Here is a 26,528-nt window from a genome sequence, read left to right as displayed (position 1 = left end):
CGATCGCGATGGACACCGGAGTGCTGCACGGGATGACCATCGGAGTCACGGTTCTGGCCGCTCTGGCCTGCGGTCTCATCCTCGCCGTGACCCCACGGGCCTGGCTCAACGACTCCGCGCACCTGCAGCGGTGGCAGTCATCCAGATGGGCTCGCGGCATGGGACCGATGCTGCTCGGCCCCATCATCGCCGCGGCAGTCGCTGTCGTCTTCACCCTCTTCATGCTCGCACCACTGGAGACAGGGTGGAGCGCCTATGCGCCGCTGGGCGGAACGACGTTCGCCCCGGGCCAGCCGAACTCCGCCGATCGCATCGTCTCCGCCCTGCTGCTGGGACTCGTCTCCGGCGCCACGCCATTCCTCGTCACCGCAGACCTGAGCGTCCGCAGACTGCCTGATCGGATCGTCATTCCCCTGTCTCTGGTCGCCCTGGGACTCCTGATCACGGGCTCCGTGCTCGGAGAACTGCCGATGTGGTTCGCGTCATTCTTCGCAGGACTCATCGGCCTCGTCTTCTTCACGGCAGTGCACCTGGTGGGTCGAGCGCTGCGGGCGCGGACGATGGGGCTCGGGGACGTCAAGCTCGCGTTCATCGTCTTCGCCGTGCCCGGTCTCTTCGATCCGTGGGCACCTGCGCTCGTGCTTGTCGCCATGATGCTCATCAGCGGGGCCTGGGCGCTCATCGGAGCGATCCGAGCCGGGCGGGTGCGCGGGGTGACCATCGCCTTCGGACCGGCCATGCTTTCCGGCATGTGGCTCGGGTGCCTGTTCGCCCCAATACTTTTGTAGAATCGGTGGAATGTTGAGATGGCTGACTGCAGGCGAATCCCACGGCGAAGCGCTGACTGGGATCATTGAGGGGCTTCCCGCCCATGTACCGATCACCAGGGACGATATTCGTGCGAGCCTGGCTCGCCGCCGACTCGGCTATGGCCGCGGCGCACGGATGAAGTTCGAAGCCGACGAGGTGCGTCTCCTCGGCGGTGTCCGCCACGGGCAGACCTTGGGCTCACCGGTGGCGATCGAGGTCGGCAACACCGAATGGCCGAAGTGGGAATCCGTGATGAGCCCGGATCCCGTCGACGCGTCCGAACTCGAAGGACTGGCGCGCAACGCCCCGCTGACTCGGCCGCGTCCGGGCCATGCCGATATCGTCGGCATGCAGAAGTACGGCTTCGACGAAGCCCGCCCCGTGTTGGAGCGCGCCTCGGCGCGTGAAACCGCGATGCGCGTGGCACTGGGCACGGTGGCCGCGAAGTTCCTCGGCGAATTGGGCATCACCCTCGTCTCCCACACCGTGGCCATCGGCGGCGCCGAACACGCTGCCGATGCGCTGCCTGCGCTGCCGACCGCGGCCGATGTCGAAGCCCTCGACGCAGATCCTGTCCGCTGCTTCGACGCCGACCTCTCGGCGGCGATGGTCACCGAGATCGACGCGGCGAAGAAGGCCGGGGACACCCTCGGTGGAGTCGTCGAAGTCCTCGCCTACGACCTGCCTCCGGGGCTGGGCTCCCACGTGCATTGGGACCGTCGTCTCGACTCCCGTCTGGCCGGTGCCCTCATGGGCATCCAGGCGATCAAGGGCGTCGAAGTCGGAGACGGCTTCCTCACCACGAAGCGTCCCGGCTCGCAGGCCCATGACGAACTGGAAGTCGGACCCGACGGATTCCGTCGCACGAGCAATCGTGCCGGTGGCACGGAAGGCGGAATGTCCACGGGCGGTCCGCTGCGGGTGCGGGCGGGGATGAAGCCGATCGCCACGGTGCCGCGTGCCCTGGCGACGGTCGACGTCGAAACCGGTGAGGCCGCGAAGGCGAACCATCAGCGTTCCGACGTGTGCGCGGTTCCCGCCTCGGGAGTCGTCGCCGAAGCCATGGTGGCACTGGTGCTCGCCGAAGCCGTCGTCGAGAAGTTCGGCGGAGACTCCGTTGCCGAGACGAAGCGGAACCTGGACGCCTATGTCGCGGCCATTCCGGAGAACCTCCGCATCGGACAATGAACCACACCCCGCTGCCCAAACCGGTTCCGCCCCTGGAACCGGTCCCCGCCGCGCTCTCGCGCATCGTGCTCTCCGGTCCGCCGGCGGCAGGGAAATCGACGATCGGTCGGCTGCTCGCCGATAGGCTCGGCCTGCCGCTGACGGACACGGACGCGAACATCGTCGACAAGTACGGGGTCATCTCGGAGATCTTCGTCGAACGCGGCGAAGATCACTTCCGACGCATCGAACGCGAGGTCGTGCGCAGGGCACTGCGTCGTCTGCTCGATCGTCCGGGCATCGTGTCCCTGGGCGGAGGAGCGATCCTCAACCCCGGCACCCGAGCTCAGCTGCGACATCCGGCGATCAAGGTCGTGCACATCGATATCGATGTCGACACAGTGTCCCAGCGGCTGACCGCCCCGCACCGACCGCTGCTGCGCGGTGCCGGCAGCCCGGTGGAGAACTGGCTGGCCCTGGTCAACGAACGCGAACCGCTGTACGAACAGGTCGCGACCTTCCGGGTTCAGGCCTCGAACTCACCGCCGTCGACGGTGGTCAACCGAGTCGTCGACGTCCTCACCGGCCTGCAGCGAGCCGAGGAGTACGCGAAATACGCCGACCCCGACGACGACGGATCCGGTCAGCAGCGCTGAGCACAGCCCCGGCGGTGAGACGCCTGCGACCACATCGGTCACCCGTTTCGCCGCCGGGAGCCTGTGAGGGCTAGGCTGGATCCGGCCCACGGAACAGGTGCCTCGACTCCGAGCACTCACCGAGCGGCCGAGCCTTGAGAGAAGACGATGAACGATCAGGAAGACGGACGAATGAGCCTCACACGCATCAATGTGGACGCCGGCGGGAACTACCCCGTCCTCGTCGGCCGGGGACTGCTCGGCGAACTGCCCGAGCTGCTCGGAAACCGCGTCGAGAAGGTCCTCGTCATCCACCCCCGCGCACTGCGCACCACCGGTGAGACCGTTCGCGACGACCTCGCCGCCGCCGGTCTCGAGGCCGTGGCCGCGGAGATCCCCGACGCCGAAGAGGCCAAACACGTCCAGGTCGCCGCATTCTGCTGGCAGGTCCTCGGCCAATCCGACTTCACCCGCACCGACGCGATCATCACCGTCGGCGGGGGAGCGGTGAGCGACCTCGGCGGATTCGTCGCCGCCACCTGGCTGCGCGGAATCAAGGTCATCCACATCCCCACCACCGTGCTCGGCATGGTCGACGCCTCCGTCGGCGGCAAGACCGGGATCAACACGGCCGAAGGCAAGAACCTCGTCGGCTCCTTCCACGCACCCGCCGGTGTCCTCGTCGACCTCGACACGCTCGGAACCCTGCCGGAGAACGAACTGTTCACCGGCCTCGCCGAGGTGGTCAAGACCGGATTCATCGCCGACCCCGCGATCCTCGATCTCGTATCGAACCACTCGAAGGACGAGATCGCCGATGTGCACGGCCCTGTGCTGCGCGAACTCATCGAACGTTCCATCCGGGTCAAAGCCGAAGTCGTCTCCGGAGACTTCAAGGAGTCCGGACGCCGGGAGATACTCAACTACGGCCACACCCTCGGCCATGCGATCGAGCACAAGGAGCGCTACCAGTGGCGTCACGGTGCCGCCGTATCGGTGGGCATGGTCTTCGCCGCCGAGGTGGCGTCGATGATCAAGAGCCTGCCCTATGAAGTCGTCGACCTCCACCGTGAACTGCTCGGCAAACTCGGACTGCCGGTGGGCTACCGTTCCGATGTGTGGCCGCAGCTGCTGGACACGATGAAGAGGGACAAGAAGGCCCGCGGGGCGATGCTGCGGATGGTGCTGCTCAGTGATATCGGCGAACCGAGCACCGTCGAGATCCCCGATGCCTCCATCCTCTTCACCGCCTACCAGGAGATCGGCGAGGATTCGCCGACGGTTCCCCTCGGCATCGGCCTCGGCCTCGACTGACCCCGCCCGGATGGAAGCGTCCCGCTGGGCTTGCTAGACTTGCCCAGTGGCGCGTTCGTCGACCCCGCACCTCGGGGTCCTCCGACGCGTCGTGCCGACTGCGATCACCATTCGGTGATCAGGACTGAACCGAAGAAGGACGAATTAGTGGCGACAACGAACGACCTGAAGAACGGCCTTGTGCTCAACCTCGACAACCAGCTGTGGCAGGTGCTCGAATTCCAGCACGTCAAGCCCGGAAAAGGACCGGCCTTCGTCCGCACCAAGCTGAAGAACGTCATCTCCGGCAAGATCATCGACAAGACCTTCAACGCCGGCACCAAGGTCGAGACCGCGAATGTCGACCGCCGCGATATGCAGTACCTCTACCATGACGGCACCGACTACGTGTTCATGGATGCCAAGGACTACGACCAGGTCAACATCTCCGCAGAGCTCGTCGGCGACGCCGCGAACTACATGCTCGAGAACCAGGATCTGCAGATCTCCTTCCACGAGGGCACCCCGCTCTCTGTCGAGCTGCCGCCCTCGGTGGAACTGACCATCACCCACACGGAACCCGGACTCCAGGGCGACCGTTCGACCGGTGGTTCGAAGCCCGCGACCCTCGAGACCGGCTACGAGATCCAGGTGCCCCTGTTCCTCGAAGAAGGCGTGAAGGTCAAGGTCGACACCCGCAGCGGCGACTACCTCGGTCGCGTCAAGTAAGTGGCGTCCGCACGTACCCGAGCCCGTCGCCGGGCTCTCGAGCTGCTCTTCGAAGCCGGGCAGCGTCGACTGGCCATGGACGAACTCGTCACCATGCGGTCGAACGATCCCGACTACCCGATGAAGGAATACGCGGTCGAGATCGTCAAGGGCATCACCGAGAAGCAGGCGGAGATCGACGAGATCATCTCCACCTACTCAGAAGGCTGGACCCTGGATCGGATGCCGGCCGTCGACCGGTCGCTGCTGGAGATCGGGACCTGGGAGATGCTGTACAACGACGAGGTACCCGACAAAGTGGCCATCGACGAAGCAGTGTCCCTGGCCAGACAGTTCTCCACAGATGACTCTCCCGGCTTCGTCTCGGGGTTGCTCTCCCGCATCCTCGACGTCAAACCGACACTCATCTGAGGCGGCGGGTCCGCACTCCGGACCCGCCCGCCGGTGGGCACCCCACCGGGTTTACAATCGAATCGAACCACTCCTTTAACCACCGTCCAGAGAGGCGGAGAAGGGGAAATATGACACAGCGAACAGTGCTGGACGCCCCCGATATCTCGCGGGCGATCACCCGCATCGCGCACGAGATCATCGAATCCAACAAGGGCAGCGACGACCTCGTCCTCCTGGGCATTCCGCGCCGCGGAGTCCCGCTCGCCCACCGACTCGCCGAGGCGATCGCCTCCATCTCCGGCCGGCCCGAGACCGCAGGCGAACTCGCCGGCAGCCTCGACATCACCATGTACCGTGACGATCTGCGCGGCGGCTCCTACCGGGCGCCCGAACCCACCACCATCCCGAGTGCGGGAATCGATGCGAAGACCGTCGTCCTCGTCGACGATGTGCTCTTCTCCGGACGCACCATCCGCGCCGCCCTCGACGCCCTTGCCGATGTCGGTCGGCCCGCCAAGGTCCGCCTCGCCGTCCTCGTCGACCGCGGCCACCGGGACCTGCCGATCCGTGCCGACCATGTCGGCAAGAACCTTCCGACCTCTAGCAGTGAACGCGTCAACGTCTCCCTGACCGAAATCGACGGAGACGACTCCGTGAGCATCTCGGGAGGCCGCGAATGAAACATCTGCTCGACACCGCATCGCTGAGCCGAGACGACGCCATCGGCATCCTCGATATCGCCGAGGAGATGACTCTCGTCTCCGAACGCGAGGTCAAGAAGCTCCCCGTGCTGCGGGGACGCACAGTGGTCAACCTGTTCTTCGAGGACTCCACACGCACCCGACTGTCCTTCGAGGCCGCAGCCAAACGGCTCTCGGCCGATGTGCTCAACTTCTCCGCCAAGGGCTCCTCCGTGTCGAAGGGTGAGAGCCTCCAGGACACGATCCAGACGATCTCGGCGATGGGCGCCGATGCCATCGTCGTCCGCCATTCCGGAGCGGGCACCGCCCACCGCCTCGCCCATACCGGGTGGATCGACGTCCCCGTCGTCAACGCCGGCGACGGCACCCACGAACACCCCACCCAGGCGCTCCTCGACGCTTTCACCCTGCGTCGGGCACTCGCCGGAGTCCCCGCCTCGGGGCCGGTGCAAGGGGGACCCCGCGGTCAGGGACTCGACGGAGCGAAGGTTGCCATCGTCGGAGACATCCTGCACTCCCGAGTGGCTCGGTCGAACGTCCACCTGCTCGCCCGCCTCGGCGCGGACGTCCACCTCATCGCACCACCCACCCTGCTGCCCTGGGGAGTGTCGAACTGGCCGGTGACCATCCACTACGACTTCGATTCGGCGCTGAGCGCCGAGGACTTTGCAGCCGTGATGATGCTGCGCGTCCAACACGAGCGGATGCACGAATCCTTCTTCCCCAACGAACGCGAATACGCCCGCCTGTGGGGACTGAGCGCGGCTCGTCTGGCCAAACTGCCGGAGACGAGCTTCATCATGCACCCAGGGCCCATGAACCGCGGCTTCGAAATCTCCGCTGCCGCAGCGGACTCACCCCGCGCCCTCGTCCTCGACCAAGTCGAGAACGGAGTGAGCGTGCGCATGGCGGTCCTCTACCGTCTGCTGACCGGTCAGGAGGAGACCAATGACTGATTACCTCATCCGCGGTGCCGATGTGCTCGGACGCGGAGTCGCCGATATCGCGATCCAGGACGGTCGCATCGTCGACCCCGAACTGCTGAGCACAAGCGACTATGAAACAGTCGACGCCGCAGGACTCGTGGCCCTGCCGGGACTCGTCGACATGCACACCCACCTGCGCGAACCCGGCAAGGAAGACGCCGAGACCGTGCTCACCGGATCACGCTCAGCCGCCTCGGGAGGGTTCACCTGCGTTCACGCCATGGCGAACACCGCGCCCGTGGCCGACACCGCCGGCGTCGTCGAACAGGTTCACCGCCTCGGCCGCGCCGCCGGATTCACCGAAGTCGTACCCGTCGGCGCCGTGACCACCGGACTCGAGGGAAAGCAGCTCGCCGAGCTGGGAGCCATGGCGCGCTCCGGAGCTCGCGTGCGGATGTTCTCCGATGACGGAATCTGCGTCTCCGATCCGCTGCTCATGCGCCGCGCCCTCGAATACGTCAAGACCTTCGACGGGATCATCGCCCAGCACGCACAGGAACCACGCCTGACCGAAGGCGCACAGATGAACGAGGGAACGGTCTCGGCCGAACTCGGACTGCCCGGCTGGCCAGCCGTCGCCGAGGAGTCGATCATCGCCCGCGATGTGCTCCTGGCCGAACACGTCGGGTCCCGACTCCACATCTGCCACGTCTCCACGGCCGGCAGCGTCGACCTCATCCGCTGGGCCAAGGCACGGGGGATCGCCGTGACCGCCGAGGTCACACCGCACCATCTCATGCTCACCGACGAACTCGTGCGCACGTTCGACCCCGTCTACAAGGTCAACCCGCCGCTGCGCACCGACCGCGACGTGCAGGCACTCCGGGCTGCACTGGCAGACGGCACGATCGACGTCGTCGGCACCGACCACGCCCCGCACACCGCCGAACACAAGTGCAGCGAATGGACCGCAGCGGCCATGGGCATGGTCGGCATGGAATCCGCCCTGTCGATCGTCGTCGCCGCCATGGCCGACCACGACTTCGACTTCGGCGATGTGGCGCGCGTGATGTCCTCGGCTCCGGCCCGGATCACCGGAGCCTCCGGGCACGGCAGCCTCGAGCTCGGAGCGAGTGCGAACATCGTCCTCGTCGACCCGGCAGCACCGCACCGCATCGAACCCGCCGACCACGCCACAAAGGGACGCAACAACCCCTTCGCCGGCGTCGAAGTCACCGCGCAGGTCACCGACACTTTCTTCTACGGCCACCGGGTCTTGGCCGCAGGGGCACTCACCACACCCCACCCGGCAGGAGCAACATGGACACAACAATAGGCACACTCATCGTCGCGGCAGTCATCCTCCTCGTGATCGTCGCGATCGCCTGGGGATGGAGCCGACGCAAACGGGCCCAGTCAGAGGTCGTCACCCCGCCGAAGCCCCATATGGGCATCAAGGCCGTGGGCGAGCCGGTCGAAGGCTCCTATGTGTCGACGACGAAGGCCGGCCATCCGCTCGAACGCGTCGCCGTCCACGGCCTGGGCATCCGCACCACCGGGGAACTCGTCGTCACCGACGGGGGAGTGATCATGGACCTTGCCGGACGCGAGGACTTCCTCATCCCGCGCCGCGACATCGTCTCCGTGGACACCACGAACGGGATGATCGGGAAATTCGTCGAACGCGGAGGCATCATCCGCATCACCTGGCACCTGGGCGACACCCTCGTCGACACGGGCTTCCGCGCCCGCTACGCCGCATCCACCACCCCCACCGTCGACCGCATCCGCGAAATGATCGAAGAGGCACAATGAGCTTTTCCACCACCCCCGCCGTCCTCGTCCTCGAAGACGGCCGGACCTTCCACGGATCCGCCTACGGACACATCGGCGAAACCACCGGTGAAGCCGTGTTCGTCACCGCCATGTCCGGCTACCAGGAGACGCTGACAGACCCGTCCTACCACCGACAGATCATCATCCAGGCCGCTCCGCACATCGGCAACACCGGAGTCAACCGCACCGATGACGAATCCGCCCAGATCTGGGCCGCCGGCTACGTCGTCCGCGATGCCTCCCGGATCTCATCGAACTGGCGCTCCGAAGGCGACCTGGCCGACTGGCTGACCGAGTCCGGGATCGTCGGCATCTCCGACGTCGACACCCGAGCCCTGACCCGCCACCTGCGCGACAAGGGAGCCATGCGCGTGGGCATCTTCTCCGGACCCGCCGCCGAGGCGCCCGAATCCGAACTCCTCGCCCGTGTCCAGGCGTCTCCGCAGATGGCCGGAGCCAACCTCGTCGACGAGGTCTCGATCACCGAACCCCGACTCATCCCCGCCCGCGGGGAGAAGCGCTTCAGCGTCGCCGCCGTCGACCTCGGCATCAAATCGATGACCCCCGAACGACTGAGCGAACGCGGAATCGACGTGCACCTGCTGCCGTCGACGATCAGCTTCGACGAGATCCGGGCCCTGGGCGTCGACGGAGTCTTCTTCTCGAACGGCCCCGGCGACCCCGCCACCGCAGACGACCAGGTCGAACTGCTGCGCGCCGTGCTCGACGCCCGAATCCCGTTCTTCGGCATCTGCTTCGGCAACCAGCTGCTCGGTCGGGCCCTGGGCTTCGGCACCTATAAGCTGCCCTTCGGCCACCGCGGGATCAACGTGCCCGTGATGGACCGGACCACGGAGAAGGTCGAGATCACCTCGCAGAACCACGGCTTCGCCGTCGACGCTCCGCTGACAGGCGAGACCACCGCCCCGCACAAGGCCGACTACGGCCGGGTGACCGTCTCCCATGTGTGCCTCAACGACGACGTCGTCGAGGGACTCGCCTGCCTCGACATTCCCGCCTTCTCCGTCCAATTCCACCCCGAGGCTGCGGCCGGCCCGCACGATTCGAGCTACCTGTTCGATCGCTTCGTCGACCTCATGTCCGCTTCCCAGGCCGATTCGGCTGCCCAGGCCTAAGGAGAACCCCCAATGCCATTGAGACACGACCTCAAATCCGTCCTCGTCATCGGCTCCGGCCCCATCGTCATCGGCCAGGCCTGCGAATTCGACTACTCCGGCACCCAGGCCTGCCGCGTGCTGCGCTCCGAGGGCCTGCGCGTCATCCTCATCAATTCGAACCCGGCGACGATCATGACCGACCCGGACATCGCCGACGCCACCTACGTCGAACCGATCGATCCGGACGTCATCGAGACGATCATCGAGAAGGAACGCCCCGACGCGCTCCTGCCCACCCTGGGCGGACAGACCGCACTCAACGCGGCCATCGCCCTCCACGACGCCGGAGTGCTCGAGAAGTACGGCGTCGAACTCATCGGTGCCGACGTCGACGCCATCCAGCGCGGCGAGGACCGCCAGAAGTTCAAAGACATCGCCGAGGCCTGCGGCGCCGAAGTGGCCAGATCCGCCATCTGCCACACCCTCGACGAAGCCCTTGCCGCCGCCGAGGAGCTCAACTACCCGGTCGTCGTCCGCCCCTCGTTCACCATGGGCGGCCTCGGCTCGGGTATGGCCTATGACGAAGCCGATCTGCGCCGCATCGCCGGCGCCGGCCTGTCCGATTCCATCACCCACGAGGTGCTGCTCGAGGAATCGATCCTCGGGTGGAAGGAATACGAGCTCGAGCTCATGCGCGACAACAAGGACAACGTCGTCGTCGTGTGCTCGATCGAAAACGTCGACCCCGTCGGCGTGCACACCGGTGACTCGATCACAGTGGCCCCGGCCCTGACGCTGACCGACCGGGAATACCAGTCGATGCGCGATATCGGCATCGCCATCATCCGGGCCGTCGGCGTGGACACCGGCGGCTGCAACATCCAGTTCGCCGTCGACCCCAGGACCGGACGCATCATCACCATCGAGATGAACCCACGCGTCTCCCGGTCCTCGGCGCTGGCATCGAAGGCCACCGGCTTCCCGATCGCGAAGATGGCCGCGAAGCTCGCCGTCGGCTACTCGCTCGACGAGATCCCCAACGACATCACGAAGGTCACTCCGGCCAGCTTCGAACCGACCCTGGACTATGTGGTCGTGAAGATCCCGCGCTTCACCTTCGAGAAGTTCCCGGCCGCGGATCCGACCCTGACGACGACGATGAAATCCGTCGGTGAGGTCATGGCCCTGGGCCGCAATTTCACCACCGCGCTGCAGAAGGCGATGCGCTCACTCGAGCAGAAGGACTCCGCGTTCAGCTGGACTGACCTGCCCGACGTCTCCGACGACGACGTCCGCGAATCCGTCCTCGAAGCCATCTCGCACGCAACTGCCGACCGCATCCACTCGGTCCAGCGCGGACTCGCCGCCGGCCTGAGCGCGGCGGAGGTCTTCGACGCCTGCGAGATCGACCCCTGGTACCTCGACCAGATCCAGCTCATCAACGAGGTGGCCGCCTATGTCCGCGACGCCGACGAACTGGACGAGCAGGTCCTGCGGGTCGCGAAGAACCACGGTTTCTCCGACGAGCAGATCGCGGGACTGCGCAGCCTCGACACGAGCGTCGTCACCGGCATCCGCCATGCGCTGCGCGTGCGCCCGGTGTTCAAGACGGTCGACACCTGCGCCGGAGAATTCGAAGCGAAGACTCCCTACCACTACTCGAGCTATGACTCCGAGACCGAGGTCATGCCGCGCGAACGCCCGGCAGTGATCATCCTCGGCTCGGGACCGAACCGCATCGGCCAGGGCATCGAGTTCGACTACTCGTGCGTGCACGCGACCATGGCGATCGGGTCGGCCGACTACGAGACGATCATGGTCAACTGCAACCCGGAGACCGTGTCGACGGACTACGACACCGCCGATCGCCTGTACTTCGAACCCCTGACGTTCGAAGACGTCATGGAGGTCTACCACGCCGAACTCGCCGCCGGCGAGGTCCTCGGCGTCGTGTGCACTCTCGGTGGACAGACCCCGCTGGGCCTGGCCGACAAGCTCAAGGCCGCGGGTGTGCCGGTGCTCGGCACCCAGCCCGAAGCCATCGATCTGGCCGAGGACCGCGGAGAGTTCGGCGCCGTGCTGGAGAGGGCCGGACTCACCGCGCCCAAGCACGGCACCGCAGTGACCGCAGCGGAAGCCGCAGCGATCGCGGAGAACATCGGCTACCCGGTGCTCGTGCGGCCCTCCTACGTCCTCGGCGGACGCGGAATGCAGATCGTCTACGATCGCACCCAGCTGCTCGACTACATGGCCAGCGCCACCGAGATCTCGACCGATCGTCCGGTCCTCGTCGACCGCTTCCTCGAAGACGCCATCGAGATCGACGTCGACGCCCTCTACGACGGCAACGAGGTCTACATCGGCGGAATCATGGAGCACATCGAGGAAGCCGGAATCCACTCCGGTGACTCCGCCTGCGTACTGCCCTCGCTGACTCTGGGCGAGGACGTGCTCGAGCGCGTCCGCCAGGGCACGAAGGCCATCGCCGAAGGTGTGGGCGTACGCGGACTGCTCAATATCCAGTTCGCGATCGCCGCGGATGTCCTCCACGTCATCGAAGCCAACCCCCGTGCCTCGCGGACCGTGCCCTTCGTCTCGAAGGCGACCTCGACCCAGCTGGCCAAGGCCGCGGCTCTCATCGCCGTGGGCCGCACGATCGAGGATCTGCGCGGAGATCTGCTGGCAGCGGCCGGCGACGGCTCGACCCTGCCGCTCGACCATCCGATCGCCGTCAAGGAGGCAGTCCTGCCGTTCCGACGGTTCACCACCGTCGAAGGCAAGATCGTCGACTCGATCCTCGGCCCCGAGATGCGCTCGACCGGTGAGGTCATGGGCATCGACCACAACTTCCCGACCGCCTTCGCGAAGGGACTGCTCGGGGCATCTGTGAAGCTGCCGACCTCGGGCACCGTGTTCGTGTCGGTGGCCGATCGGGACAAGCGCGCCATGGTGCTGCCGGTCAAGGAGCTCGTCGATATGGGCTTCGACGTCGTCGCGACCACCGGCACCGCGGCCGTGCTCTCCCGCTACGGAATCAAGACCACACAGGTGCACAAGCACTTCGAGGCCGATGCCGAAGACCGCACGGTCATCGACTACCTCACCGCGGGCACCATCGACATGGTCATCAACGTGCCGTCGGGTCGGCAGGAACGCGCCGACGGCTATGAGATCCGAGCCGCGGCGACCGCGAACTCCGTGCCGCTGATCACGACGCTGGCCGAATTCGCCGCCGCCGTGACCTCCCTCGAGGTCATCCGCGACTCGAAGTTCGACGTGCGCAGCCTGCAGGATTGGAACGCCTGATGTTCGGCGCCCGACTGGCAGCCGCCATGGACGAGCACGGGCCGCTGTGTGTGGGCATCGACCCGCACGAGCATCTTCTCGCCTCCTGGGGGCTGCCCGCCAGCGCCGCAGGCGTACGGGAGTTCGCCCTCCGCACGGTTTCCGAGCTCAAGGGCTCGGTGGCCGCCGTCAAACCGCAGTCCGCGTTCTTCGAACAGTACGGCTCCGCCGGAGTCGCTGCTCTCGAAGAGACACTGGCCGCGGCCAGGGACGCCGGACTGCTCACCGTCCTCGACATCAAACGCGGTGACATCGGGTCGACCATGGGTGCCTACGCGAAGGCCTACCTCGACCCCGCCTCGGCGCTGGCCGCGGACTCGATCACGGTCTCGCCCTACCTCGGATTCGGCGCCCTGGAGCCGGCCTTCGAACTCGCTGCCGCTCACGGCAAGGGCGTGTTCGTCCTGGCACTGACCTCGAATCCGGAAGGGGCAGAAGTCCAGCATGCCGTGAGAGACCGCGAATCGGTGGCCGGATCGATCGTGTCCCGAGTCCGGCAGCGCAATGCTCAGGCACTGGGGACACCCGACGAGCTCGGTCCCTTCGGACTCGTCGTAGGCGCGACCATCGGCACCGCAGCGCGCGATCTGGGTTTCGATCCCAGTGACTGCGGGGGACCGATCCTCGCTCCGGGCGTCGGTGCACAGGGTGCGGGCCTGACCGAGCTGCGGGCGGTCTTCGGCGGCCGGGCGCTGGAATCGGGACAGGTGCTCGCCACCGCCTCCCGGGCGGTGCTCGGTGCCGGACCCGACGGTCTGGCCGAAACCGCCGCCGCGCTCAATCGTGCGCTGACGGTCACCGACTGAACAGCGGTGTTCGGATCGCGGGGGCGGTCCGAACACCGGTTTCGGTGTTCCGTCGACGGGCGGATTCCGGCTCGCCACGACACAAATTTCTGCTCATATCGCCTCTCGGCAGGGATTTTGTCTTAGACTGAGACAACTTCCCTACCTGCCCGTTCATGGTGACAGAGGAGACAAAGTGGCACTCGAACCGTTGACCCCGCAACAGCGTTCCGCTGCGTTGGACAAAGCGTTCAAGGCACGTCAGGCACGAGCCGAAGTGAAGTCGGCGCTGAAGACCGGCGATACCGATCTCGCGGCCGTGCTCAAGAAGGCAGCAGACGACGAAGCACTGGCGAAGATGCGTGTGCTCGATCTGCTCAGAGCTCTGCCCGGAGTCGGCGACCGGCGCGCCGAAGCCGCCATGGAAGAGGTCGGCATCGCCACCTCCCGTCGGATCAAAGGTCTGGGCGTCCACCAGAAGTCCGCCCTGTTGGAGAAATATTCCTGAGTGTGACAACCTCAGATCTGTGAATAATCGACTCACCGTCCTCGCGGGTCCGACCGCCGTCGGAAAAGGCACCATCAGCACCTATATTCGGCAGAACCACCCCGAGGTCTGGTTCTCCGTGTCGGCCACGACCCGACCCAGACGCCCCGGTGAGATCGATGGTGTCCATTATCACTTCCTCACCGACGACGCCTTCGACACCCTCATCGCCGAGGATCGCCTGCTCGAATACGCCGTCGTCCACGGACGCCACCGCTACGGCACGCCTTCGGCCCCGGTGGAGGAGAAGCTCGACCAGGGGATTCCCGCGCTGCTGGAGATCGATCTGCAGGGAGCCCGCCAAGTCAAAGAGAAGATGCCCGATGCCCGCTTCGTCTTCCTCGCCCCGCCCAGCTGGGACGAACTCGTCTCCCGACTGACCGGTCGAGGCACCGAAACGGAGGAGGAGCAGGAACGACGACTGGCCACCGCGAAACGCGAATTGGCCGCCGAATCGGAGTTCGACGTGACCATTGTGAACGACCACGTTCGCACTGCGGCCGAAGAACTCCTATCATTGATGGGTATATCCACTTCCGATTAGATGGGAATCTCCTTGCCCGCACAGCCTGAAGGCATCACCAACCCTCCGATCGACGATCTGCTCAACGTCACCGGTTCGAAGTACGAACTGGTCTCGATCGCGGCAAAGCGCGCCCGTCAGATCAACTCGTACTACGCCCAGCTGCAGGAGGGACTGCTCGAGAACGTCGGTCCGCTCGTCACGCCGGGCACCAACGAGAAGCCTCTGTCGATCGCTCTGCGTGAGGTCAACGAGTCGAAGATCGTCGCCCGCGAGGTCTCCGAAGCCGACTTCATCCAGGCCGCACCCGAGGCCGAAGCCACCGCTCCTGTGAGCAACGACGGCGCGATCGACTTCAGCGACCAGTGAGAATCGTACTCGGCGTCGCCGGTGGGATCGCCGCCTACAAAGCGGCACACATCATCCGGCGACTCCGGGAACTCGACCACAGCGTCAAGGTCGTTCCGACGGCCAACGCACTGAAATTCATCGGTGCCCCCACTCTCGAGGCACTGTCCGGCCAGACCGTGACCACCGATGTCTTCGACGAGATCGACACCGTCAATCACGTCCGCATCGGCCAGGAAGCCGAACTCGTCATCATCGCCCCGGCGACCGCCGATCTGATCGCGAAGATCGCCGCCGGACGAGCCGATGATCTGCTCACCGCCTCCGTGCTCACCACGACCGCCGAGGTGGTCGTGGCCCCGGCCATGCACACGGAGATGTGGCTCAACCCCGCCACAGTCGCCAACATCGCGACCCTGCGCTCCCGCGGCGTCCATGTCCTCGACCCTGCTGTCGGACGCCTCGCCGGCCCCGATTCCGGTCCCGGACGACTGCCCGAACCCGAAGCGATCGTCGACTTCGCGCTCTCGGTCAAGGACGGCACCGCCGGCGACTCGGCAGATGCGTCCACTGACCCCAGCGGTGCTCTGTCCGGTCGTCGCATCGTGATCAGCGCCGGCGGCACGCGGGAAGCACTCGACCCCGTGCGCTTCCTCGGCAACCGCTCCTCAGGCAAACAGGGCATCGCGCTGGCCAAGGCCGCCCATGCCGCGGGCGCATCAGTCGAACTCGTCGCCGCGAACATCGACACCGGTCTGCTGACGGGACTGCCTGCGGGCATCACGATCACTCCGGTCGAATCCACTCTTGAGCTGCAGTCGGCGATGCATTCGGCCCAGGTGTGGGCTGATGCCATCATCATGGCCGCTGCCGTCGCCGACTACCGGCCGGCCGAGACGACGGACTCGAAGATGAAGAAGTCCGGAGACGACGGTCTGACTCTGCGTCTCGTGCAGAACCCGGACATCCTCCGCGGACTCGTCGACGAGCGCAGCCGTCAGTCCAGCCTCCGCCATCAGATCATCGTCGGATTCGCCGCCGAGACCGGGGACGCCGCCACCGCAGCCCTCGACTACGCTCGAGCCAAGTTCCAGCGCAAGGGCGTCGACCTTCTCGTCTTTAACGACGTCTCCGACGACCGCGCCTTCGGCCACGATGAGACCATGGTCCAGATCATCTCCGCCGACCGCGGCGAGATCGTCGTCGGTGAGGAATTCCACGGGTCGAAGGACCATGTTTCACAAAAGGTCATCGCGGCCGTCTCCGACCGAATCACCCACGTAGAATCGACAACGTGACACACACAAATCTGCGTTTCTTCTCATCCGAGTCCGTCACCGAGGGACATCCCGACAAGATCTGCGACCAGATCAGCGATGCGGTGCTCGACGACCTGCTCCGGCAGGACCCCAACGCCAAAGTGGCCGTGGAGACCATGGTCACCACCGGCCTCGTCCACGTCGCCGGTGAGGTGAATACGGCCGCCTACGCCGACGTCGCCGGAATCGTGCGCAGCCTCATCACGGGCATCGGCTATGACTCCTCGGACACCGGCTTCGACGGACACTCCTGCGGAGTCTCAGTGTCCATTGGAAGCCAGTCCACGGACATCCACTCCGGTGTGACGAATCCGCTGGACTTCCGCGAGGCCGTCGAATCCTCCGACCACGGCACCAGCCTCGGCGCCGGAGATCAGGGACTGATGTTCGGCTATGCCGACAACTCCACCGATGTGCTCATGCCGCTGCCCATCCACTTGGCCTCCCGGATGGCCGAGCAGCTCTCCGCGGTGCGCAAGTCCGGTCGGCTCGACTACCTGCGCCCCGATGGGAAGACCCAGCTGACGCTGGGCTATGACGGCGATGAGGCAGTGTCGATCGAGAACGTCGTCGTCTCCACCCAGCACTCGGCGGAGACCAGCCAGTCTCAGCTGCACACGGAGATCAAGGAACTCGTCATCGATCCGGTGATCGCCGATTCCGGTCTCGACACCTCGGGCGCGAACATCCACATCAACCCTGCCGGCCCCTTCGTGACGGGCGGGCCGATGGGCGATGCCGGTCTGACCGGACGGAAGATCATCGTCGACACCTACGGCGGGTTCTCCCGTCACGGTGGCGGTGCGTTCTCCGGCAAGGACCCATCGAAGGTCGACCGTTCGGCGGCTTACGCTATGCGCTGGGTGGCGAAGAACGTCGTCGCCGCCGGTCTGGCAGACCGTGCCGAGGTGCAGGTGTCCTATGCGATCGGCCGAGTCGATCCGATGGGGCTCTACGTCGAGACCTTCGGTACGGAGAAGGCGGACCCGGCGGCCATCTCGGCTGCCATCCGCGAGGTCTTCGACCTCCGCCCTGCGATGATCATCCAGGAACTCGACCTGCTGCGCCCGATCTACTCGCAGACCTCGACCTACGGCCACTTCGGCCGTGAGCTGCCCGATTTCACCTGGGAGGTCACGGACCGCGCCGAGGATCTGCTGCGCGCCGTGTCCTCCAGCTAGTCTGCCGTCGGCGTGGACGAACCCCTCCCGATCGACACCGGCACCTCGGCCGAGGGCCAGGTTCCCCTGGCCCCGATCGAACCGGTCGCCCGAGTGCTCATCGACCATCCCGTCCCGCACCTGGCGCGGACCTTCGACTACGCGGTGCCGGAGAAGCTCGCCGAGGCTGCCCTGCCCGGAGTGCGGGTGCGGGTGAAGTTCGCTGGAAAGCTGCGCGACGGCTATCTGCTCGAACGTGTCGAGAGCTCGGACCACTTCGGTCCGCTGGCGACGATCCAACGCATCAGCGGTCCCATTCAGGTGCTGAGTGCGGATCTGCTCGCCTTGAGCGAAGCCGTCGCCCGTCGCTACGGCGGCACCCTCGCCGATGTGCTGCGCCTGGCCATCCCACCGCGTCATGCCCGTGGCGAGAAAGCAGTGCTCAAGGCGGAGAAGGCGGGTCAGTCGGCCGCACAGGCCGATGCGGACGCCGCGGACCCAGCGACCGGACCGAACGACGGGCCGGCGGATGATCCGCAGCTGCTCGGCCGCCTCGGCGAATGGGTTCTCGCGGCGGGGACGGAACCCACGGTCGACAACGTCTCGGGCCCGCCTCGGCGCAGAGCCGTGGCGTGCACACCCGGGCCGACGCCGGGTCTCAGCTGGATCCGTGCCGGACTCGATGCCGCACGGGCGAGTCTCGAAGCCGGCCGGTCCGTGCTCTGGCTCGTGCCCGATCATCGTGAACTCGCCGTGCTCCATTCGACTCTCACCCACGCTGGGGTCGCGGAGGTCTCGGTGCTCAGTGCCGACCAGTCACCGGAGCTGCGGTGGCAGGCCTGGCTGCGCGGACTGCTCGGACACACGCGGATCACGATCGGCACGCGGGCGGCGGCCTTCGCTCCCGTCGCGGACCTCGGACTCATCATCTGCACCGATGACGCGAACCTCAACTACCTCGATCAGCACGCCCCGTACCCGCACGCCCGGGAGGTCTGCCTGCTGCGGTCGACGATCGAGGACACCGAGCTGCTCTTCGTCTCCACCGACCGCAGCGCCGAAGTGCAGCGCCTCGTCGAGATCGGCTGGCTGGCCGACGTCACACCGGTCGGTCCGGCCAGGCGGCATGCCGCCCCCGTCGTCTTCGTCCCCGATGAGGACCGGGACCCCTTCGCCTGGCAGCGCATTCCCAGCCGCGCCTGGCAGATCATGCGAACGGCGCTGCGTCCGCGTCCCCGGGACGGCGGAGTGCCCGGTCCGGTGCTCGTGCAGGTGCCGCGCTCCGGCTACTATCCTGTCTTCGCCTGTGCCCGCTGCCAGGAAGTCGCCCGCTGCCCGCAATGTCAGGCGACGCTGACCACACAGTCGGAAGTCGGTCCCTTCGCCTGCCGGTCCTGCGGCTTTCACTCGGAGACGTTCAGCTGCCTGCGCTGCCATTCGAACCGTGTGCGATCGATCGTGCGCGGCCGGGCCCGCACCGTCGAAGAGCTTGCCCGGGCGCTGCCCGATATCGAGATCGTCGAATCCGGAGGCGACCACATCTCCACTGCCCTCGACGAGACCCCGCGACTCGTGGTCGCCACCACCGGAGCCGAACCCTATGTGCTCGGCGGTTACGCCGCGGCGATCCTCTTGGACTCGCTGTGGCCGGGACCCTGGATGCGCTCGATCGACGAAAGCGTGGCACGTCGACTGCGAGCCGCCTCACTCGTGCGTTCCCGCGATGACGGAGGAGCCGTCTACCTCGGCGACGAAGACGAACTCATCCGGCAGACCCTGACCGCCTTCGACCCCACGACCTTCATGTCACGACAGCTGAGCGACCGGAAGGCACTCGGCTTCCCGCCCTACCGACGGATCCTCGAACTCACGGGAGCAGGCGCCGACATCGACGAGGTGCTCGAACAGATCGGCGAGGTCGAGGAACTCCTGCGTGAGGACGCCGAGGACGGACAGCGCAGCGTCAGCGCCTACCCGTTCTCCGCCGGAGACCGCGTCGGAACGAGAGCGGCCGAGATCATCGCCTCCCGGTCCGCGAAGAAGCAACGGCAGGTGCGCGTGCGCATCGACGATCCCCGGTCGCTGTGACGGCGCGGCGAACCAGTAGAATCCAAGTCGTGGATATCGTCTTCGCCGGCACCCCTGATGTCGCAGTTCCCGCCCTCGAGGCCTTTGCCGAATCGAGCCACCGCATCCGTGCGGTGCTCACCCGACCCGATGCGCCCGTCGGACGGAAGAGAGTCCTCACCCCGTCACCGGTGAAGACCCGCGCTCTCGAACTCGGACTGCCCGTCATCGAAGCCGGTCGTCTGCGCGGCGACGTCATCTCCCAGCTGCAGGCACTCGATGTCGACGCCGTCGCCGTCGTCGCCTTCGGCGCCATCGCCGGACCCGCCGCACTGGCCATCGCCCGACTCGGCTGGTTCAACCTCCATTTCTCACTGCTGCCGGCCTACCGCGGAGCCGCCCCCGTCCAACGCGCACTCATAGGCGGCGAGACCACGAGTGGGATCAGCGTGTTCCGCATCGACGAAGGCATGGACACCGGCCCCGTGCTGCGCCGACTCGAACTGCCGCTCGACCACGCGGACGTCGCCGAGGCTCTTGAGGACTATGCACGCCGCGGGGCCCCCGAACTCGTCGCCGCCTTCGACGATCTCGCCGCCGGCACCGCCGCCCCGACCCCGCAGACCGGCGAGTCCAGCCATGCGGAGAAGATCACCGTCACCGACGCCCACCTCGACCTGTCCGCTCCGGCCGCCCGGGTCATCGACAGGGCCCGCGGAACCAGTCCCGCACCGGGACCATGGGTGGAACTCGACGGAAAGAGGACGAAGCTCTTCGGACTCTCACCCGCATCCGAAGTGACAACCCCTGGGGCCGTCGGCGAATTGACCACCTGGCAGCAGCAACCGGTGCTGCGCTGCGGTGACGGCTGGGTCCGGGTCGAGCAGATCCAGCCCTTCGGCAAGGCCCGGATGGCCACGGCCGACTTCCTGCGCGGCCGCGGAGACGTGACCTTCGACCCCTATACCGAGAGGCAAGCATAAGAGCAATGGCTGAGTCAGCAGGCAGAGACCGCCGAGGCGGCAGCCGCGGAAACGACGGCAATCACGGGCAGCGCCGAGGCGGCCCCCGAGACACCGACCGACGCGCCGGCCACGGCCGCGGACGCAGCGATCACGGACGTCAGGGTCGCGACCGCCCACGTCAGGACCGCGGAGCATCGCAGGGCGAACGAGCGGGTAAGAACCTGCCGCGGCGCATCGCCTGGGAAGTCCTCCTCGACGTGGCGACGAAAGACGCCTACGCGAACCTGCTGCTGCCGGCCAAACTCTCCCGCACCCGTATGGGCGCTCAGGACGCTGCCTTCACCACCGAGCTCACCTACGGAACCCTGCGTCGGCAGAAGTTCTACGATGCGGTCATCGAAATCTCCTCGTCCCGAGCCGTCGACAAGATCGATCCCGAACCCCTGGCCGCAATGCGGCTCGGCGCCCACCAGCTGCTGTCGATGCGGGTGCCCAACCATGCTGCACTGTCCGAAACCGTGGCCGTGGTCAAACGATCGGCGGCGAAGACCGCCGGATTCGTCAATGCCGTGCTCCGCCGTATCTCGGAAGCCGAACCCACCGAGTGGCTCGACCGCGTCACCGCCGAGGCCGACGAGACCACCCGACTGGCGATCGAACACTCCCATCCCGAATGGGTCGTCCGGGCATTGAACCAGGCGCTCAAGGGACATGGCCGCGATGCCGCCGAGCTCGAAGCTCTCCTCGAAGCCGACAACGCACCCGCAAAGGTCGGAGTGACCGCCCTGCCCGGACTCATCGACCGCGCCGAACTGCCGGGTGAACCCACCCCGCTGTCACCGATCGGCGTCACCCTGGAGACCGCGGTTCCCCGGGACGTGGCAGCTGTGGCCGACGGACGTGCCCGCGTCCAGGACGAAGGTTCCGCGCTTGTGGCCCTCGCTTTGGCCGATATCGACGCACCCACCGGAACCTGGGCCGACCTGTGCGCCGGACCCGGCGGCAAGGCCGCCGTCCTCGCAGCCAGAGCCGCCGGCGAATCGACGACATTGGAGGCCTTCGACTCCAGCGAGCACCGTGTCGACCTCGTCCGCGACTCCACCAAGGCGCTGACCAACGTCATCGCCGCCGTCCGCGACGGACGCGACGCCCGCGGACCCTACTCGAAGATCCTCGTCGACGTACCCTGCTCCGGACTCGGTGCCCTGCGCCGCCGTCCCGAAGCCCGCTACCGCAGACGGCCCGAAGACATCACCTCCCTGACCGGACTGCAGCGCGAACTGTTCGCCGCTGCCCTCGATGCCTGCGCGCCCGGGGGAGTGGTCGCCTACTCGACGTGCTCACCGCACTACGCCGAAACCGTGCTCATCGTCGACGAGGTTCTGCGCCTGCGAGCCAAGTCGGGAAGCGCGGACATCGAGGTCCTCGACACCCCGGCCGCGCTGTCGGCGATCACCGGCACCGAGGCGGAGTCGTTCGCGTCGGTGACCCGGGAAGGCGGGCGATACGCCCAGCTCTGGCCCCATGTCCACAACAGCGACGGAATGTTCCTGGCTCTCCTGCGAAAGGCGAAATGACCCATGTCGATCGACATCAACCCCTCCATCCTGTCCTCGGACTTCTCCGATCTGCGCGGTGAGCTTACGAAGATCAGCACCGCCGATATGGCCCATATCGACGTCATGGACAACCATTTCGTGCCGAACCTCACCTTCGGCCCGCCCGTCGTCGAACGCATCCAGGCGATCTCACCGATCCCGCTCGACGCCCACCTCATGATCGCCGACGCCGACCGCAACGCTCCCGTGTACGCGGAGATCGGCTGCGCCTCGGTGACCTTCCACGCCGAGGCGGCTGCCGCCCCCGTCCGTCTCGCCCGGGAACTGCGCCGTCTCGGGGCCAAGGCCAGCCTCGCCCTCAAACCGGCCACCCCGATCGAACCCTTCATCGACCTCCTCGGCGAATTCGACCAGATCCTCATCATGACTGTCGAACCCGGATTCGGCGGTCAGAAGTTCCTCGACGTGTGCCTGCCGAAGATCACGCGGACCCGCGAAGCGATCTCTGCTTCCGGACTCGAGATCAAGCTGCAGGTCGACGGGGGAGTCTCCGCGGCGACGATCGACCGTGTCGTCGACGCCGGCGCCGACGTCCTCGTCGCCGGCTCCGCCGTCTACGGAGCCGACGATGCGGCAGCCGCCATCAGCGAACTGCGCACCCTCGCCGCCGCACACACCCACTGACCGAACCGGGCCGAACTATGCTTACGGCCCACACCTGAAGAGAGCCTGCGATGGACCTGTTCGACTGGTTGAACACCCCGGCATTCGAACTGCTGGGAAAGCCTGTGCCGTACTCCGACCTGTTCGGCAACATCTGTGCGCTGGCCACGGTCGTCCTGGCGCTGCGCCGGAACATCCTGTCCTGGCCGGTGCAGATCCTCGGCTCCATCCTCCTCTTCTCCGCAAGCCTCTCCGCCGGCCTCGGCGGCAACGCCTCTCGGCAGGTCGTCATCATCGTCGCCGCGGTCTGGGGATGGACGCAATGGAAGAAGTCCAAGGCCGCCGCCGGTGAAGTCCTCGTCCGCTGGGCGAGCTGGAAGGAACGGGCGATCCTGCTCGGAGCTCTCGTCATCGGCACCGGAGTCTTCGGCTGGGTCCTCGCCCTGGGCGGATGGTCCTGGAACCCCTACCCCGACGCCTATATCTTCATCGGTTCGATCGTGGCCATGTACGCCCAGGGCCGAGCCATCGTCGAATTCTGGTTCGTCTGGCTCGCCGTCGACCTCGTCGGCATCCCGCTGGCGATCTCCGGCGGACTCGTCTTCTCCGGAGCCGTGTACCTGTTCTTCCTCGTCATGGTCATCCTCGGACTCATCGACTGGTCGAAACGGTCACGCCAGACGATCTCTGCGCCTCACCGTCCGGCCACCGACATCGGCCGCGACCCCGAGGACTGAGGTCAGCCGCCGGCAGCACCAGTGAGACCCGGCCCGCCGCGTTCTAGAACATGAGACCCCGAATGCTGCGGCCGATGCAGATGCATTAGGCTGGAGAAGTGAAGACCTTTGAGACTCTCTACGCCGAACTCCAGCAGAAATCCCTCGATCGCCCCACCGGTTCGAAGACCGTGGCCGAACTCGACGCCGGAGTCCATGCGATCGGCAAGAAGGTCGTGGAAGAGGCCGCCGAAGTATGGATGGCCGCCGAATACGAAACCAAGGAAGAGCTCGCCGAGGAGATCTCGCAGCTGCTCTACCACGTACAGGTGATGATGATCGCCAAGGGGCTGACCCTCGACGACGTCAACACCCACCTGTAAGACCCTCCCACGAACCTGACCGACCCGACGCCATCGAACTCCAAAGGGACCCCATGCTGCGTGTAGCCGTGCCCAACAAGGGCGCACTGTCCGAAGCCGCCTCCGACATGCTCAGTGAGGCCGGATACTCCACTCGACGCGGAACCAAGACCCTGGTCCATCAGGACGAGGTCAACGGAGTCGAATTCTTCTACCTGCGTCCCCGCGACATCGCCATCTACGTCGGCTCCGGAATCCTCGACGCCGGAATCACCGGCCGTGACCTGCTGCTGGAGTCACAGGCCGAAGCCGAAGAGGTGCTCGGACTCGGATTCGGTGCCTCGCGCTTCTTCTACGCCGGCACCGCCGGCTCGTTCACCTCGGCCGAGCAGCTGGCCGGTGCCCGCATCGCCACGAGCTTCCCGAACCTCGTGGATGCCGACCTGCAGCGACGCGGAATCGCGGCAGCCACGGTGCAGCTCGACGGGGCGATCGAGGTCTCCATCCAGCTCGGAGTCGCCGACGCCATCGCCGATGTCGTCGAGACCGGCTCCACGCTGCGCGCCGCGGGACTCGAAACCTTCGGCGAGCCGCTGCTCGAATCAGAAGGTGTGCTCATCCAGCGCGCCGGAGCCGAATCCCGCATCGGCGTGCTCAAACGCCGCCTCGAATCGGTCCTGGTCGCCCGCCAGTATGTGCTCGTCGACTACAACATCGAACAGCGCCTGGTTCCCGAGGCGATCTCGCTGACCCCGGGGCTCGAATCCCCGACCGTGTCCCCGCTGCAGGAGACCGGGTGGGTCGCTGTGCGCGTCATGGTCGAAGCGAAGGAAGTCAACAACGTCATGGACCGGCTCTACGGAGTCGGGGCGCGTGCGATTCTGGTGACGAACATTGGCGCCTGCCGAATCTGATCTGGCCGTGTTCCGGCCCCGACAGGTGCGCGTCGTCAGCATCGTCGGTGCCGTTGCCGTGACCGTTGGGTTCGCGGTCCTGTCCGTGGCGCTTTTCGTCGTGGACTGGGAACCGTGGACAGTGCTCGACATGATATGGATGAACCTGCTGGGCATTCTCTTCGGAGCCGCCCTGCTGCGCATCTCCGATATCCAGGCCCGGCCCACCGAGGACGGTCTGGTGGTCAAGAACATGGTGCGCACCCGTCGGCTCGACTGGGGACAGATCCTCGGTGTGACGTTCTCACCCGAGGGCGATGATCCGTGGCCCCTGTTGGACCTCACGGACGGCACCACCTGCGCGGTGATGGCGATCCAGCACGCAGACGGTCGCCGCGCCCATGCGGAGGTCGCACGATTGCGTATGCTCATCAAGAGACGCACCCACTTCAAGGAGGATTAGGAATGGCGAACGAGACACCCGAGGCAGGCCCCCTGACCGGATACACCGTCGTCGATCTCTCTCGTGCCCTGGCCGGCCCTCATGCAGGAATGATGTTCGGCGATCTCGGTGCACGGGTGATCAAGGTCGAGAACCCCGGCAAGGGCGATGATTCGCGGTCGTGGGGACCTCCCTTCGTCGGGCCTGCGGACAATCCTCAGGCCACCTACTTCTTCTCGTGCAACCGCAACAAGGAATCCATCGCCCTCGACCTCAAATCCGACACGGGCAAGGACACCCTGACCGGACTCATCGCACGCGCCGATGTTCTCATCGAGAACTTCCGCTCCGGTGTCCTCGACCGACTCGGCTTCTCCACCGCCCGCTGCATGGAGATCAACCCGCGCCTGGTCATCCTGTCCATCACCGGATTCGGCCACGACGGTCCGGAAGCCTCCCGCGCCGGCTATGACCAGATCGCCCAGGGCGAAGCCGGGCTGATGTCGCTGACCGGCTCGGGACCCGATGATATGCAGCGCGTGGGAGTGCCGATCGCTGACCTGCTGGCCGGAATCTACGGCTCATACGGCGTGCTGGCGGCCCTGCTCGAACGCGAACGCACCGGCAAGGGCAAGGTCGTGCGCACCTCGCTCATCGCGGGAATGGTCGGCGTCCACGCCTTCCAGGGCACCCGGGCCACGGTCGCCGGTCAGGAACCGCAGCCCGGCGGCAACCACCACCCTTCGCTGTCGCCCTACGGACTCTTCAACTGCCGCGACGGTGCCGTGCAGATCTCCGTGGGCAACGAGAACCTGTGGCAGAAGTTCTGCACTGCCTTCGACATCGATCCCGCCACCGAGGGCATGGCCGTCAACTCCGAGCGCGTGGACAACCGCGCCGCCGTCATCGAACTCATCGAAGACCGCTTCTCTGCCTACGCCGCAGCCGATCTGCTGAACAGGCTCACCGAGGCGGGAATCCCGTCCGGCACGGTGCGCACCCTGCCCGAGGTCTACCAGTGGGAGCAGGCACTCAGCCAGGGACTCAAGGTCTCGGTCGACCACCCCGTGCTCGGCGACATCGATCTGCCCGGACCGCCGCTGCGCTTCTTCGACGCCGATTCCTCCGGTGAGGTCGAAACCACCCGCACCGCTCACGATGCCCCGCCGCTGCTCGACGAAGACGCGGAATCCATCGTGGCGTGGCTCGCCGACGGAAACTGAACG

General features: G+C 66.4%; 27 protein-coding genes. All 27 read left to right on the top strand.

Annotated features, from left to right (window positions below):
• Positions 1-8: 8 nt before the first annotated feature.
• Entirely contained in the window at positions 9-788 is a 780-nt protein-coding gene (locus ACOZ9V_RS10170; RefSeq protein ID WP_181270543.1) for a prepilin peptidase, read from the top strand.
• A 10-nt stretch (positions 789-798) separates the two neighbouring features.
• Complete coding sequence (gene aroC, locus ACOZ9V_RS10165) at positions 799-1,998, top strand: chorismate synthase (RefSeq protein WP_434589673.1); 1,200 nt, start codon at positions 799-801, stop codon at positions 1,996-1,998.
• On the top strand, positions 1,995-2,633 hold the full coding sequence (locus ACOZ9V_RS10160; protein WP_139467338.1) for a shikimate kinase: 639 nt from the start codon (positions 1,995-1,997) through the stop codon (positions 2,631-2,633). The genes aroC and ACOZ9V_RS10160 overlap by 4 nt, the downstream gene beginning before the upstream one ends.
• A 171-nt stretch (positions 2,634-2,804) precedes the next feature.
• Complete coding sequence (gene aroB, locus ACOZ9V_RS10155) at positions 2,805-3,926, top strand: 3-dehydroquinate synthase (RefSeq protein WP_181270541.1); 1,122 nt, start codon at positions 2,805-2,807, stop codon at positions 3,924-3,926.
• Positions 3,927-4,073: 147 nt separating this feature from the next.
• On the top strand, positions 4,074-4,634 hold the full coding sequence (gene efp, locus ACOZ9V_RS10150; RefSeq protein ID WP_025777834.1) for an elongation factor P: 561 nt from the start codon (positions 4,074-4,076) through the stop codon (positions 4,632-4,634).
• Positions 4,635-5,045, top strand: a complete 411-nt coding sequence (gene nusB, locus ACOZ9V_RS10145) for a transcription antitermination factor NusB (protein WP_139467336.1) — start codon at positions 4,635-4,637, stop codon at positions 5,043-5,045.
• Between the two features lie 110 nt (positions 5,046-5,155).
• Positions 5,156-5,707, top strand: a complete 552-nt coding sequence (gene pyrR, locus ACOZ9V_RS10140) for a bifunctional pyr operon transcriptional regulator/uracil phosphoribosyltransferase PyrR (RefSeq protein WP_139467335.1) — start codon at positions 5,156-5,158, stop codon at positions 5,705-5,707.
• Complete coding sequence (locus ACOZ9V_RS10135; RefSeq protein ID WP_139467334.1) at positions 5,704-6,684, top strand: aspartate carbamoyltransferase catalytic subunit; 981 nt, start codon at positions 5,704-5,706, stop codon at positions 6,682-6,684. Before pyrR ends, ACOZ9V_RS10135 begins: the two co-directional genes overlap by 4 nt.
• On the top strand, positions 6,677-7,990 hold the full coding sequence (locus tag ACOZ9V_RS10130; protein WP_139467333.1) for a dihydroorotase: 1,314 nt from the start codon (positions 6,677-6,679) through the stop codon (positions 7,988-7,990). Before ACOZ9V_RS10135 ends, ACOZ9V_RS10130 begins: the two co-directional genes overlap by 8 nt.
• On the top strand, positions 7,975-8,469 hold the full coding sequence (locus ACOZ9V_RS10125; RefSeq protein ID WP_139467332.1) for a hypothetical protein: 495 nt from the start codon (positions 7,975-7,977) through the stop codon (positions 8,467-8,469). Before ACOZ9V_RS10130 ends, ACOZ9V_RS10125 begins: the two co-directional genes overlap by 16 nt.
• Positions 8,466-9,626 carry a glutamine-hydrolyzing carbamoyl-phosphate synthase small subunit gene (gene carA / locus ACOZ9V_RS10120; RefSeq protein ID WP_139467331.1) on the top strand — a complete coding sequence of 387 codons (1,161 nt, stop codon included), beginning with the start codon at positions 8,466-8,468 and terminating at the stop codon, positions 9,624-9,626. The genes ACOZ9V_RS10125 and carA overlap by 4 nt, the downstream gene beginning before the upstream one ends.
• A gap of 12 nt (positions 9,627-9,638) precedes the next feature.
• Positions 9,639-12,914 (top strand): carbamoyl-phosphate synthase large subunit, encoded by a 3,276-nt coding sequence (gene carB, locus ACOZ9V_RS10115; RefSeq protein ID WP_139467330.1) that lies wholly within the window; start codon positions 9,639-9,641, stop codon positions 12,912-12,914.
• Positions 12,914-13,759 carry an orotidine-5'-phosphate decarboxylase gene (gene pyrF, locus ACOZ9V_RS10110; RefSeq protein WP_139467443.1) on the top strand — a complete coding sequence of 282 codons (846 nt, stop codon included), beginning with the start codon at positions 12,914-12,916 and terminating at the stop codon, positions 13,757-13,759. Before carB ends, pyrF begins: the two co-directional genes overlap by 1 nt.
• A gap of 175 nt (positions 13,760-13,934) precedes the next feature.
• A complete protein-coding gene (gene mihF, locus ACOZ9V_RS10105; protein ID WP_025777825.1) occupies positions 13,935-14,246 on the top strand; it encodes an integration host factor, actinobacterial type in 312 nt (103 codons plus the stop codon).
• A gap of 19 nt (positions 14,247-14,265) precedes the next feature.
• On the top strand, positions 14,266-14,829 hold the full coding sequence (gene gmk, locus ACOZ9V_RS10100; protein WP_139467329.1) for a guanylate kinase: 564 nt from the start codon (positions 14,266-14,268) through the stop codon (positions 14,827-14,829).
• 12 nt (positions 14,830-14,841) lie between these two features.
• Positions 14,842-15,177, top strand: coding sequence for a DNA-directed RNA polymerase subunit omega (gene rpoZ, locus ACOZ9V_RS10095; RefSeq protein ID WP_228281215.1), 336 nt, complete (start codon positions 14,842-14,844; stop codon positions 15,175-15,177).
• Positions 15,174-16,454 (top strand): bifunctional phosphopantothenoylcysteine decarboxylase/phosphopantothenate--cysteine ligase CoaBC, encoded by a 1,281-nt coding sequence (coaBC, locus tag ACOZ9V_RS10090; protein ID WP_434589661.1) that lies wholly within the window; start codon positions 15,174-15,176, stop codon positions 16,452-16,454. The genes rpoZ and coaBC overlap by 4 nt, the downstream gene beginning before the upstream one ends.
• A complete protein-coding gene (gene metK / locus ACOZ9V_RS10085; RefSeq protein ID WP_139467327.1) occupies positions 16,451-17,656 on the top strand; it encodes a methionine adenosyltransferase in 1,206 nt (401 codons plus the stop codon). Before coaBC ends, metK begins: the two co-directional genes overlap by 4 nt.
• A gap of 12 nt (positions 17,657-17,668) precedes the next feature.
• Positions 17,669-19,723 (top strand): primosomal protein N', encoded by a 2,055-nt coding sequence (locus ACOZ9V_RS10080; RefSeq protein WP_139467326.1) that lies wholly within the window; start codon positions 17,669-17,671, stop codon positions 19,721-19,723.
• 29 nt (positions 19,724-19,752) lie between these two features.
• Entirely contained in the window at positions 19,753-20,685 is a 933-nt protein-coding gene (locus tag ACOZ9V_RS10075) for a methionyl-tRNA formyltransferase (RefSeq protein WP_139467325.1), read from the top strand.
• A gap of 5 nt (positions 20,686-20,690) precedes the next feature.
• Positions 20,691-22,244, top strand: coding sequence for an RsmB/NOP family class I SAM-dependent RNA methyltransferase (locus tag ACOZ9V_RS10070; RefSeq protein ID WP_434589656.1), 1,554 nt, complete (start codon positions 20,691-20,693; stop codon positions 22,242-22,244).
• A gap of 3 nt (positions 22,245-22,247) precedes the next feature.
• On the top strand, positions 22,248-22,910 hold the full coding sequence (gene rpe / locus ACOZ9V_RS10065) for a ribulose-phosphate 3-epimerase (protein ID WP_139467323.1): 663 nt from the start codon (positions 22,248-22,250) through the stop codon (positions 22,908-22,910).
• Between the two features lie 50 nt (positions 22,911-22,960).
• The gene (locus ACOZ9V_RS10060; RefSeq protein ID WP_139908102.1) at positions 22,961-23,626 is read left to right on the top strand and encodes a nicotinamide mononucleotide transporter family protein; all 666 of its coding nucleotides are present in this window, start codon (positions 22,961-22,963) and stop codon (positions 23,624-23,626) included.
• A 98-nt stretch (positions 23,627-23,724) separates the two neighbouring features.
• The gene (locus tag ACOZ9V_RS10055; protein WP_101544371.1) at positions 23,725-23,988 is read left to right on the top strand and encodes a phosphoribosyl-ATP diphosphatase; all 264 of its coding nucleotides are present in this window, start codon (positions 23,725-23,727) and stop codon (positions 23,986-23,988) included.
• A 53-nt stretch (positions 23,989-24,041) separates the two neighbouring features.
• Entirely contained in the window at positions 24,042-24,881 is an 840-nt protein-coding gene (gene hisG, locus ACOZ9V_RS10050) for an ATP phosphoribosyltransferase (RefSeq protein WP_434589651.1), read from the top strand.
• A 7-nt stretch (positions 24,882-24,888) separates the two neighbouring features.
• Entirely contained in the window at positions 24,889-25,323 is a 435-nt protein-coding gene (locus ACOZ9V_RS10045) for a PH domain-containing protein (protein ID WP_248283847.1), read from the top strand.
• A gap of 2 nt (positions 25,324-25,325) precedes the next feature.
• Positions 25,326-26,525 carry a CaiB/BaiF CoA transferase family protein gene (locus tag ACOZ9V_RS10040; RefSeq protein ID WP_139467320.1) on the top strand — a complete coding sequence of 400 codons (1,200 nt, stop codon included), beginning with the start codon at positions 25,326-25,328 and terminating at the stop codon, positions 26,523-26,525.
• The last annotated feature ends 3 nt before the right edge of the window (positions 26,526-26,528 follow it).

The organism is Brevibacterium sp. 1718 (genome assembly GCF_051131255.1).
In the GTDB taxonomy this organism is placed as follows: Bacteria; Actinomycetota; Actinomycetes; order Actinomycetales; family Brevibacteriaceae; genus Brevibacterium; species Brevibacterium sediminis.
Note: the sequence above shows the minus strand (reverse complement) of the source record. Positions and strands in the feature narration are given on the sequence as shown.

What these genes read in the sequence shown, in the direction of transcription:
- carB (WP_139467330.1), top strand. Translation starts at nt 9,639, where the DNA reads ATGCCATTGAGACACGACCTCAAATCCGTCCTCGTCATCGGCTCCGGC.
- ACOZ9V_RS10070 (WP_434589656.1), top strand. Translation starts at nt 20,691, where the DNA reads ATGGCTGAGTCAGCAGGCAGAGACCGCCGAGGCGGCAGCCGCGGAAAC.
- ACOZ9V_RS10135 (WP_139467334.1), top strand. Translation starts at nt 5,704, where the DNA reads ATGAAACATCTGCTCGACACCGCATCGCTGAGCCGAGACGACGCCATC.
- carA (WP_139467331.1), top strand. Translation starts at nt 8,466, where the DNA reads ATGAGCTTTTCCACCACCCCCGCCGTCCTCGTCCTCGAAGACGGCCGG.
- aroC (WP_434589673.1), top strand. Translation starts at nt 799, where the DNA reads ATGTTGAGATGGCTGACTGCAGGCGAATCCCACGGCGAAGCGCTGACT.
- ACOZ9V_RS10125 (WP_139467332.1), top strand. Translation starts at nt 7,975, where the DNA reads ATGGACACAACAATAGGCACACTCATCGTCGCGGCAGTCATCCTCCTC.
- rpe (WP_139467323.1), top strand. Translation starts at nt 22,248, where the DNA reads ATGTCGATCGACATCAACCCCTCCATCCTGTCCTCGGACTTCTCCGAT.
- ACOZ9V_RS10170 (WP_181270543.1), top strand. Translation starts at nt 9, where the DNA reads ATGGACACCGGAGTGCTGCACGGGATGACCATCGGAGTCACGGTTCTG.
- hisG (WP_434589651.1), top strand. Translation starts at nt 24,042, where the DNA reads ATGCTGCGTGTAGCCGTGCCCAACAAGGGCGCACTGTCCGAAGCCGCC.
- ACOZ9V_RS10160 (WP_139467338.1), top strand. Translation starts at nt 1,995, where the DNA reads ATGAACCACACCCCGCTGCCCAAACCGGTTCCGCCCCTGGAACCGGTC.
- pyrR (WP_139467335.1), top strand. Translation starts at nt 5,156, where the DNA reads ATGACACAGCGAACAGTGCTGGACGCCCCCGATATCTCGCGGGCGATC.
- ACOZ9V_RS10040 (WP_139467320.1), top strand. Translation starts at nt 25,326, where the DNA reads ATGGCGAACGAGACACCCGAGGCAGGCCCCCTGACCGGATACACCGTC.
- pyrF (WP_139467443.1), top strand. Translation starts at nt 12,914, where the DNA reads ATGTTCGGCGCCCGACTGGCAGCCGCCATGGACGAGCACGGGCCGCTG.
- ACOZ9V_RS10060 (WP_139908102.1), top strand. Translation starts at nt 22,961, where the DNA reads ATGGACCTGTTCGACTGGTTGAACACCCCGGCATTCGAACTGCTGGGA.
- ACOZ9V_RS10130 (WP_139467333.1), top strand. Translation starts at nt 6,677, where the DNA reads ATGACTGATTACCTCATCCGCGGTGCCGATGTGCTCGGACGCGGAGTC.
- aroB (WP_181270541.1), top strand. Translation starts at nt 2,805, where the DNA reads ATGAGCCTCACACGCATCAATGTGGACGCCGGCGGGAACTACCCCGTC.